Source organism: Mesorhizobium sp. M4A.F.Ca.ET.020.02.1.1, assembly GCF_004022645.1.
Taxonomy (GTDB): Bacteria; Pseudomonadota; Alphaproteobacteria; order Rhizobiales; family Rhizobiaceae; genus Mesorhizobium.
In genome coordinates, this window is the sequence record NZ_RZOI01000392.1 from 1 (window position 1) to 5,652 (window position 5,652).

Annotated in this window: 6 protein-coding genes and 1 pseudogene; 3 read left to right on the forward strand and 4 right to left on the reverse strand. The window is 65.4% G+C overall.

Going from position 1 to position 5,652, the window contains the following annotated elements; all coding sequences use genetic code 11:
* A partial coding sequence (locus EN742_RS22005; protein ID WP_245492377.1) for a LysR substrate-binding domain-containing protein occupies nucleotides 1-531 on the forward strand: 531 nt, incomplete at its 5' end.
* A 234-nt stretch (nucleotides 532-765) separates the two neighbouring features.
* On the opposite strand, the gene EN742_RS22010 is transcribed toward EN742_RS22005, so the two are convergent.
* From EN742_RS22010 to EN742_RS22020, 3 genes are all read right to left on the reverse strand, one after another.
* Nucleotides 766-1,416, reverse strand: coding sequence for a dihydrofolate reductase family protein (locus EN742_RS22010; RefSeq protein ID WP_126058774.1), 651 nt, complete (start codon nucleotides 1,414-1,416; stop codon nucleotides 766-768).
* Nucleotides 1,417-1,511: 95 nt separating this feature from the next.
* Nucleotides 1,512-2,363 carry a protein-L-isoaspartate O-methyltransferase gene (locus tag EN742_RS22015; RefSeq protein ID WP_126058775.1) on the reverse strand — a complete coding sequence of 284 codons (852 nt, stop codon included), beginning with the start codon at nucleotides 2,361-2,363 and terminating at the stop codon, nucleotides 1,512-1,514.
* 161 nt (nucleotides 2,364-2,524) lie between these two features.
* A complete protein-coding gene (locus tag EN742_RS22020; protein WP_127405420.1) occupies nucleotides 2,525-3,886 on the reverse strand; it encodes an Nramp family divalent metal transporter in 1,362 nt (453 codons plus the stop codon).
* A gap of 252 nt (nucleotides 3,887-4,138) precedes the next feature.
* Here EN742_RS22020 and mntR point away from each other — a divergent pair, with 252 nt between their 5' ends.
* Both mntR and EN742_RS22030 read left to right on the forward strand, forming a co-directional pair.
* The gene (gene mntR, locus EN742_RS22025; RefSeq protein ID WP_126058777.1) at nucleotides 4,139-4,594 is read left to right on the forward strand and encodes a manganese-binding transcriptional regulator MntR; all 456 of its coding nucleotides are present in this window, start codon (nucleotides 4,139-4,141) and stop codon (nucleotides 4,592-4,594) included.
* A gap of 97 nt (nucleotides 4,595-4,691) precedes the next feature.
* Nucleotides 4,692-4,880: a hypothetical protein gene (locus EN742_RS22030; protein WP_126058778.1), complete on the forward strand. Its 189-nt coding sequence runs from the start codon at nucleotides 4,692-4,694 to the stop codon at nucleotides 4,878-4,880.
* Between the two features lie 22 nt (nucleotides 4,881-4,902).
* On the opposite strand, the pseudogene EN742_RS22035 reads toward EN742_RS22030, so the two are convergent.
* Nucleotides 4,903-5,652 (reverse strand): annotated as a pseudogene (locus EN742_RS22035) (hypothetical protein); the annotation flags it as partial.

Consider the following 5,652-nt stretch of genomic DNA (forward strand, 5'->3'; position numbering starts at 1 on the left):
GCCTATGCCGATACCTATCCGCAGGTCGAGATTTCGCTCCATTGCGCCGCCTCGCCGGAGCTTGCGGCGGCGCTCGCGGCCGGCATGATCGATCTCGCCGTCATCGAGGAACGGGTCGGTCCGTCCGCCGGCGAATGCCTGGCGGTCGACCGGCTGGTCTGGGTCGGCGCCAGGGGCGGCGCCGCGCACCGCAAGCGCCCGTTGCCGGTGTCGATGGTCGCCGACACATGCGCCTTCCGCCCGGCGGTGCTTTCAGCGCTCAGCGAGCAGGGGCTGGAATGGCGCACGGTGTTCGAGAACGGCAACATCGACGCGACGACGGCAACGGTGCGGGCGGACCTTGCAGTCACCACCTGGCTGGCATCGACCGTGCCGGCGGACCTCGACATCCTGCCTTCTGGCCCTGACCTTCCGGCGCTGCCGAATTTCGCTATCAACCTGCATCTGCCGAAATACGGCACCGAGCCCGCTGCGCGAGAGTTTGCGCGACACATCCGCGACGGGCTGGCGCGGCGGCAGGTGGCGGCTTGAGACCTGGAAGAACTTGGGTTCCTCTCCCACGTCGATCGGGGAGAGGTGTCGAGCGAAGCTCGACGGAGCGGGGTCGACCTGGCTCGAGCGTTGTTGCTTCAAGCCGAGGCGATGCTTCGCCCTGATTGAGGCCCGTGGCGAGTTGTCAGCGGCGGTGCATTTGAGGACCGACTTCCCCCGCACCGTAGCTGCTCCGCAGCGCCACCTCTCCCGCTCCGGAGGGAGGCCGCCCCGCTACTTCCAGTTCATGCGCCGCTCGAGCTCGGCGTCGGACGGCTTGTCCTGCGCGAATGATCCGGTCCTAATCTCGCCGCCCCGCTCGTAGGTCGCCATGATGACGCCGGTGGTGGTGGCCTGCGACTTGGTGAGCTTGAAGGCGGCCGGCATCGCGCCGTCGTCGAACAGCCGCTTGCCCTTGCCCAGCAACAGCGGGAAGATCATCAACCTGATCTCGTCGATCAGCCCGTGGGCAAGCAGGGTCTGGATCAGACTGCCCGATCCCTGGATGAGCAGGTCAGGTCCGTCGTCCTGCTTGAGGCGGCGCAACGTCGCGACGATATCTTCCCCAAGCCATTGCGTGTTCTGCCAGGTGAGCGAATCCGGCCGATGCGTCGCCACATATTTGGTCGCAGGGTTGAAGGCATCCGCGATCGAATCCTTCTGATACGGCCAGTAGGCGGCGAAGATGTCGTAGGTTCTGCGGCCGAGCAGCAGGGCGAACGGCTTGGAGAACAGTTCATCCAGGGCCGCGCCCGCCACCTCGTCGAAGTAATGGAACGTCCAGCCGCCGAACTTGAAGCCGCCGACCGGGTCCTCCTCCGGACCGCCGGGCGCCTGCATGACGCCGTCGAGGCTGACGAACGTGGCGGCGATGATCTTCCTCATTGGAACTCTCCCTTTTCGTGGTCCGCGCCGTCGGGCCGGATTTCGGCCTTAGGACGCATGGACAGGCGACGGCTCGACAGCGGCCGCAAAAATATCTACCGCAGCGCGCTCATCCCCCTGCCGCGGCCGACGCCGTGCGACGAGAACCAAACCTCGCCGATGATTGCCGTGGCAGTGCGGTCCGGCGCCTTGTCGCTGATCAGCCAGATCGAACGGCTGCGCGCCGCCTTCTCGCGATCGGGGATTTTCGCAGAGGGGTCCGGGGTCGATGCGCCGACGCAAGGGATAAACCACGAGCCCATGAACGGTTGGCAGGCGAAGCCGAATTCCGTGCTGGTCACCAGCACGGCCAGCGCAACGCGTTCGGCGGGACGCCATGGGAAGACCATGCGGCCTCCCGGCTTCAGCGCCTTCAGCCAGGCGGCCGGAGGCGCTGCCACGCCGGCATTGACATAGATGATGTCGGACGCAGGCAGCGGGCTAGTGACGGCATTGCCATGGATGACGGCCACATTCTCATAGGCCGTGAGGTTCTGCTCGGCGCTGGCGGCAAGTGCTGCGTCAAGCTCGAAGGCGGTGACCGGGCCGGGCGCGACCAGCTTCGCCAGCAGCGCCGTGTAGTAGCCAGTGCCGGCGCCGATATGGGTGACGGCCTCGCCTGGCCTGGGCGCGATCCGGCCGAACCACATTGCGTGCAGGCAGGGTTCGCCATTGTTGATGCCCTTGTCGGCGTCGAGCGTCACCAGCACGTTCTGGTAGATGTGGGCGGGATCGGCGCTCGGCGTCTTAACCCTGCCGTCGCCGGCGATGATGGTCCACGGTCCGGGACCAAGGAAGGCCTCGCGCGGAACGGTGGCGAAAGCTTCCCCGAGGCGCGGATCAGCCGAGCCGGCATGAGCGGCCATCAGTCGGGCGTAGAATTCGCGGGCCTCAGCGGTTCCGGTCATAATGGCTAAAGAAGATAGCGCGGCCCGCGATTTTGTCGCGGTGCCGCGCGTTCAATGCGTGTCACGCCAGGAGGGAATTAAGCGACAGGGTTTGAGTTTCCTGCTTCATGCATGCCGTTGTCCCAAAACCGCAGCGCACTTTTGGGCGACATGCATTGTTCTCAGCCGAAGCCGGCGATGGTGTCGTAGAGCAGCTTGAAATTGAGCACCAGGATGATGGCGGCGACCACCCAGGCGAGCAGGGCGACGGCGCGCGGGATGGCGAAATTGCCCATCTTCTTCTTGTCGGAGACAAACTGCACCAAAGGGATGACCGCGAAGGGCAGCTGCATCGACAGGATCACCTGGCTGAACACCAGCAGCTGGCCGGTGCCCCTCTCGCCGTAGAGCGCGGTGACGATCACCACCGGCACGATGGCGATGCCGCGGGTCAGCAGGCGGCGTGCCCATTGCGGGATGCGCAGGCGCAGGAAGCCCTCCATGACGATCTGGCCGGCAAGCGTCGCGGTGACCGTGGAGTTGAGGCCGGAGGCGAGCAGAGCCACGGCGAACAGGATCGAGGCGATGCCGAGGCCGAGCAGCGGCGATAGGAGCTCGAAGGCCTGGCCGATCTCGGCGACGTCCTGGTGGCCGGTGCCGTGGAAGGCCACCGCCGAGACGATCAAGATAGAGGCGTTGACGAACAGCGCCAGGATCAGCGCGATGGTCGAGTCCATGGTCGCCCACTTGATCGCGTCGCGCCTGCCCCGGTCGGTGCGCTCATAGGCACGGGTCTGAACGATCGAGGAGTGCAAATAGAGATTGTGCGGCATGACGGTGGCGCCGATGATGCCGATGGCGATGTAGAGCATCGCCGGGTTGGTGACGATCTGAGACGACGGCACGAACATCGAATGCAGGATCGAGCCGACCGGCGGAGCGGCGGCGAAGATCTGGATGGCAAAACAGCCGAAGATGATGATCAGCAGCGCGATGACGAAGGCCTCGAGGTAGCGGAAGCCCCTGTTCATCAGCATGAGCACCAGGAAGGCATCGAGAGCGGTGAGCATGGCGCCGCCGATCAGCGGAATGCCGAACAGCAGCTGCAGCGCGATCGCCGTGCCGATGACCTCGGCCAGGTCGCAGGCGATGATGGCCAACTCGCAGGCGATCCACAGCAGGAAGTTGACGGAGCGCGGATAGTAGGCGCGGCAGGCCTGGGCGAGGTCGCGGCCGGTGGCGATGCCAAGCCGGGCGGCAAGCGCCTGCAGCAGGATCGCCATCAGGTTCGACAGCATGATGATGAACAGCAGTGTGTAGCCGAACTGGGCGCCACCGGCGAGGTCGGTCGCCCAGTTGCCCGGATCCATATAGCCGACGGAAACCATGTAGCCCGGGCCCATGAAGGCGAACAGGCGGCGAAACCAGATGCCGGTCTGCGGCACGGTGATGGAGGCGTTGACCTCGCGCAGACTGGGCTGTTCATCCTCGTCGGGCCGGGCAAAACGCCACGCGGGTCTGGATACGGCTGTTGCGTCGGACATCAGGGATTTTCCGCTGAAAAGGGTCGAGGATGTTCCCTATCTATGCCATGGCTCAACATTATGCAATAGGCTATATTTCATTGTTTATGCTTTTGCGACGACGCCAAGTGACAGGGGCAACCGGGTGCGGACCCCGTTGCGCATGGGGTGGAATGCAAATAAACGGCCAGATAGTCGGGGTCCGTGCTATGACTACGGACCCGATTCAACGTCGCGGGCACTTGGCTCGCGGTTAGCGTGGAGGAGCGCGCATTGGCGCTGAGGAACAGACCGGTTCGACGCGAAGAGCCGCTTCCCGACGCCGATGTCCATTCGGCGGGCTTCCGGCAGACGCGCGAAGCGCGCCGCAGCGCCCTCGTCGAGGACTATGTCGAGCTGATCGCCGACCTGATCGAGGACGGCAACGAGGCACGGCAGGTCGACATCGCCGCCAGGCTCGGCGTCGCCCAGCCGACGGTGGCGAAGATGCTGACCAGGCTCTGCGCCGAAGGTCTGGTTTCGCGAAAGCCCTATCGCGGCGTGTTCCTGACCGAGGCCGGCCGCAAGGTGGCGGAGGAAAGCCGCATCCGCCACCAGACGGTGGAAGCCTTCCTGCGCTCGCTCGGGGTCAGCGCCGAGACAGCGCGCATCGACGCCGAGGGCATCGAGCACCATGTCAGCGCCGAGACGCTCGAGGCTTTCCGCAAGGCGATGATCGCGACGCGCTGAGTCTCGCCAGCCGCCGCCTCCGAGGCCGAATCCTCCGGAACCCAGTTACGTCCAGAGCGTTGCTCTTCGGCGCGATAGCCGCGCCAGGGAGGAAGAGATGGGCGTAGAACAGGCACCGACCGCAAAAGGCAAACAGGCCGCAAAGGGACTGAGACGGGCGGCGGCAAAGGACGAGCGCAAGACGGAAGCCGAGACCGGCCGGCCGCTGCAGAAGGGCGCGGCGCGCTTCGAGGAGCGCTCGAAAAGTTCCGACGGCAAGAGCGCCGGCAGCAAGCAGAAGCCTTGACGCTGCAGGCTGGCGGCGTTCACTACTCGGTATCCTGCACCCAGCTGCGCGGGTGGCCGTCGACGCGGAACTGGAAGATGAAATAGGGCGGGATGCAGGTGCCCTTGCCGGGCTTGGCCTCGGCCAGGTCTTCATAGCCGGCGGTGCAGATATAGTCCTCGCGGCAGGGATGCGTTTTGTCACAGGCGCGCAGGCCGGCGGTCTTGGTGAACTCCCTGGTGCAATATTTGTGGTCCTTGCCGGACCCGATGCAATCGTTGAAGCCGGTCTTGGCGAGCCGCCCGCAGCTCGCCTCCTCGGGCAGCTTGTCGCAGCTCGCCTTGCGCAGCATGCCGCCGGGAAAGCCGCCGGTCTTCTGCTCGGGGTTGTCGTAGCGCTGGCGCGCCGCGCCGTAGCCGGCAAGCTTGATCGGCGGTTTCTTGTCCCTTGCCGAATCGATGGCGCAGGCTCTCGCCGTCGCCGGCGACAGGCGGCAATACTGGTCGCTGCCCCATTTCGACATTTTGATCTCGCCGAACTCCACGGGATCGCCGACCGCAGTACCGGCCTCGCTGACGCAAGTGCCGAAGCCCGGATGGATGGCGCTTTCGTGGACGCCGGCGCAGCGCAGGCCTTCGCCGCAGCTCCAGTCCTTGAAGCTTTCATCCGTGCCGCGATAGCAGATCGAGCCCCAGCCATTGTAGAGATCGGTGCCCTTCAGCACCTCGGCGAACTTCGCGTCCGGACGGGCGGCGAAGCCTCTGCTGAAATCGGGATGCTGGCCGGCGGCGAA

Excerpts from the sequence above, each read along its gene's own strand:
- EN742_RS22010 (WP_126058774.1), bottom strand. The coding sequence starts at position 1,416 with ATGAGGAAGATCATCGCCGCCACGTTCGTCAGCCTCGACGGCGTCATG.
- EN742_RS22015 (WP_126058775.1), bottom strand. The coding sequence starts at position 2,363 with ATGACCGGAACCGCTGAGGCCCGCGAATTCTACGCCCGACTGATGGCC.
- EN742_RS22020 (WP_127405420.1), bottom strand. The coding sequence starts at position 3,886 with ATGTCCGACGCAACAGCCGTATCCAGACCCGCGTGGCGTTTTGCCCGG.
- EN742_RS22030 (WP_126058778.1), top strand. The coding sequence starts at position 4,692 with ATGGGCGTAGAACAGGCACCGACCGCAAAAGGCAAACAGGCCGCAAAG.